Origin of the sequence: Desulfonatronospira sp. (genome assembly GCA_003563255.1) — a bacterium.
Lineage (GTDB): Bacteria > Desulfobacterota > Desulfovibrionia > Desulfovibrionales > Desulfonatronovibrionaceae > Desulfonatronospira.
The window spans coordinates 1-3,600 of the sequence record PWSL01000023.1 but is presented as its reverse complement, the minus strand read 5'-3'; the positions used below and the strand labels follow the sequence as shown (position 1 = coordinate 3,600).

Here is a 3,600-nt window from a genome sequence, read left to right as displayed (position 1 = left end):
AGATGTTCCTGGAGGCGGAGAATTTTTGTTCATCCTGGCCAAAACCAGGTTGCACAAAAATTGGACGAACCTTTCGAAGCATCCTGAAAAAAGCAACTGGGGAGTAAGTTCCCTGCTGTTGTCCACGGAAAAAAAATCGAGGGCATGCTTTGAGGGACTGTTCATAAAAGTCCGCCGGGTTGTTTGAACATATTCAAGTTCCTTGGATGGTGTTTCAAACTCAAAAGAAGAATCCGAACATTCTTATCAAACCACCAAGGTCCATTCTCAAATCAAGGGGATGGGAAAGACCCATGTCTTCAAGCTCCTGGATAAGCTCATCCTCATCAATAGCATGAGCCTCTTCAATAACCTCCTGCTCAGCCATGCCGTCAAGATATCCGGCGGCAATCAAGAAGATGGCTGCATCATCCAGGTCCTCATCCTCAGGGGGGCGACCGTGATCTTCTTTGTAGTCCATGGCTGCAGAATGGATTGCCTTGATATACCAGACAATTACCGCCTCGTTGAAATCTTTTCTGTGATCGCGCTCCAGTTCATCGGCAATCCTGTCTATGGATTTTTTCAGTGCATCCTGGGAGGAACCGTCAATGGTGTTTTTGCCGTGGGAAACAGAAACCATTGCCCCTAAAACAACAAGTGCAGCAAGCAAAATCTTTTTCAAGATATGTCCCCCGGTTTTACAGATTTGAAAAATATAGAGAAAGGAAAATAAGCTCAGAACCGAAGAATGAGTTTTAGCTGCAGGTTGTAATCACTGCCCGGATACATTCACCTCGATTTTCCGGGAATCGAAACTCTCGACCACAAGACCGGGCAGAAGATCCAGCCTGGAGGCCAGGATTTCCGGATTTTCGGAAAAATCCACCTCAAAAACAGTCTTGGCCTGGTGGAAACGCTGGCTCTTAACATTCTGAACCCAGCGCATAAGAGAGAGCAGCCTTTTTTGCCTCTTATATTCCGAAAAATTATCCAGGCCGTAGAAGACAACCTCCAGGCGTCTTATGGATCTGGGAACAATTTCCTCCAGAACATGCCTGCTCAGTTTATGGGCTGCATTGTTTAAAGAGTCCCTGCCTGCCTGTTCCATGCCGGGACCATACCCTCTTATTCCTTGAAAATGCTCCGAAGCAAGCACTTTCTCTTCTGATACCAGATAAGCCCGTACCCATCCCTGAGCATGGGCAGAATAAAAATCTTCCCCCAGCCGGGATGACGACTCCGAGGTGAGCTCTCCCAGGATTACGATATCCGCCATGTGCTGCAAGGCCAGATCCTGGACACTGGAAAACTCTATATCCTGAAAGTCTTTATGTCCCGCCGGTGTTGATTGTGGATTTACGCTGAAAAGATTTTTGTACCCCATGCTGTTCAACTCCTGGACCAGCCTGTTTTCAAGAGGGGAGACAGTTTCATCCTGGCCCAGGTTGTTCTCTTGCAGCAGGATCAGAATCCGGTCCTGACGTAAAAGCTTCATAAGCCTTTTCTGAGCTTCGGCAGGGGAAACCTCGGCTTCCAGCTTGACATGATAAAGTCCGTGTTCATCTTCATGCTCCAAAAGCACTTTTTCCCGGTGAATGAACCCTCTGCTTCTGATTGAAGTGCTGCTTTCCAGCATAAGTTCATAACCCAGTACCGAACTGGCCTCGATTTCCACTCCTGCCACCTGTTCAACTGCCCTGATCCTGGCATCAGCCAATGCCTCATCCCTGGCCTGCACGGTATCACCGGAAATGATTGGGGCCTGCCCCTGGACTACAACAGTTCTGGAATCAGCCAAAACAGAAAAAGGACTAAAAAATAAAAGCACTAGAAAAAAGCATGCTGACCATCTACCGGCAGCAGTCTTTATTACTGCAGGCAGAACCAGCCCGGGTTTTCCAGAATAAGACATAATTGCAGAATTAAATCCTTTTTTAGATGCTGAAATCTAATTAACAACAAAAACCACCCGGCATTCCTGCAGGAACGGCTTTTCCATAGAAGCGGCACTTATTCTGGCGGCATCTTCATTGGTAAGCACCACATCACACGAGTTGTTTCCCCGGACAGAATCCGCTTTCACCACCAGGGGATTGTCACCGACTCTGGACATGTTCTTTGCATCCTCCACACTCTGAGCATACCCAGCCAGACCGTGCTGTACTACATAGTCCTCATCCACATTATGAAAACCATAAATCAAGGTCCCGTTCCGGCTGTAAATTGCAGGAGCCATGGCCGGCTTAACTTCCATTCCGCCGGCATCTATTATGATACCTGTGATTTCCTCCTGAACAGCCTCAGGCTGCCCTTCTGCCAGTTTTTCAACTGCTTTACGCGCAGGATCTTCAATTGTTACCTGAGCTTCCGGGCTCAGATTGGTTTGCATCCAGGGCTTTGAACTAGCCATCAGGCTGTTGCCTTCGCCTTGAAGATGAATTCCAAGGCGCACCTGAGCCCAGATGGAACCGTCGTGCAGGCGGTCATGCCGTTCTTCCACCACCTGAGCCCCCCGGATCAGTGCCTCAACGCTGGTCTGCAGGTTGGAATCAATCATCAATTCCCGATTATATACAGCATCAGAGGTAATATTGATTCCGCTTATGGTCTCGGCCAGTTTTTCATAAGCCAGGTGCCTGGCTGTCTTGGTAGCTACAGAGACAGCATGGGCTTCACTGATTACCCTGTCAGGGTCTGCAGTGCCCCCGGCCATGACCTCGACATACTCGTCAACCCAGTTCACACGGACAGCTGATGAGGGTGGAGCCAGCCTGTTCTCGCTCGGGCTTACCATGCGCTGATCCAGCTCATTGCCTGCATCAGCTTCCGCCCACCAGTCACCGTAGGCATTAACTGTCCAGAAATACACAATGCAGAACATTAAAATCACAATAGTCTTTTTCATTTTGTACTCCTTGACTTGCTTATGATACTTACAACAATTAAGTTTTATGGCTGTTTAACCTGTATTAAGTAAGCCTGGCTGCCCAATCAGTTCCTGAGCCCGGGTTATCATATATTGCCCGCCTGCCTGGACCGAATGAACCAGCGGCTCAAGATCATGCAGATCAATCATGCTTACGGCAACCAGCATCAGGGACAACACTAACAGCATCAATGCCGCACTCCAGCAGATTTTGGACATCATTGCAAACATAATAATACCTCCCTGTTTTTTTAATAAGAGACGATTTTCAAACAGGAAGTTTTGCATAAAAATTGATCCTGCCTATGAAGAGCATGACTTTTGCTTTCTCCGGGTAGCATCCAATGCCGGCGCGTGCAGCGAGTCCGGCCTAATCCGAAAAAATGGCCGAAATCTGTTATATAATGCTAAAATTCGTCAATTCGGGTGTTAATCCAAGATCATATCTTCAATCTCTTGCAGTACTTGAGCCAAGTCCGGCTGATTCGAAGCAATGACCAAATTGTCCATAGTGTGCTTATGATGCGGAAAAGTCAGGATTTCTCTATGATGTGGAGCCATATCGTAACGAAAGATAAGGTCTCCTTTTTCATCCTGGTAATGATAGGAATACTTGTAGACTTCCAGATTGGATTTAACGTTAACGAATTCAATGAAGTGCAGAACAGAATTATCAAAAAAAGACAGCCTGT

The 3,600-nt window shown here is 47.2% G+C and carries 5 protein-coding genes; all 5 read right to left on the bottom strand.

Going from position 1 to position 3,600, the window contains the following annotated elements:
• Positions 1–220: 220 nt before the first annotated feature.
• Positions 221–664 (bottom strand): DUF6694 family lipoprotein, encoded by a 444-nt coding sequence (locus QZP87_RS00740; RefSeq protein WP_291321011.1) that lies wholly within the window; start codon positions 662–664, stop codon positions 221–223.
• A gap of 90 nt (positions 665–754) precedes the next feature.
• On the bottom strand, positions 755–1,894 hold the full coding sequence (locus tag QZP87_RS00735) for a flagellar assembly protein T N-terminal domain-containing protein (protein ID WP_291321010.1): 1,140 nt from the start codon (positions 1,892–1,894) through the stop codon (positions 755–757).
• A 36-nt stretch (positions 1,895–1,930) separates the two neighbouring features.
• Positions 1,931–2,887, bottom strand: a complete 957-nt coding sequence (locus QZP87_RS00730; protein ID WP_291321009.1) for a hypothetical protein — start codon at positions 2,885–2,887, stop codon at positions 1,931–1,933.
• A gap of 54 nt (positions 2,888–2,941) precedes the next feature.
• Positions 2,942–3,139 (bottom strand): hypothetical protein, encoded by a 198-nt coding sequence (locus QZP87_RS00725; RefSeq protein WP_291321008.1) that lies wholly within the window; start codon positions 3,137–3,139, stop codon positions 2,942–2,944.
• A gap of 198 nt (positions 3,140–3,337) precedes the next feature.
• Positions 3,338–3,600, bottom strand: a 263-nt coding sequence (locus QZP87_RS00720) for a DUF6516 family protein (protein ID WP_291321007.1), incomplete at its 5' end; no start/stop codon positions are given.

What these genes read in the sequence shown, in the direction of transcription:
- QZP87_RS00735 (WP_291321010.1), bottom strand. Translation starts at nt 1,894, where the DNA reads ATGTCTTATTCTGGAAAACCCGGGCTGGTTCTGCCTGCAGTAATAAAG.
- QZP87_RS00725 (WP_291321008.1), bottom strand. Translation starts at nt 3,139, where the DNA reads ATGTTTGCAATGATGTCCAAAATCTGCTGGAGTGCGGCATTGATGCTG.
- QZP87_RS00730 (WP_291321009.1), bottom strand. Translation starts at nt 2,887, where the DNA reads ATGAAAAAGACTATTGTGATTTTAATGTTCTGCATTGTGTATTTCTGG.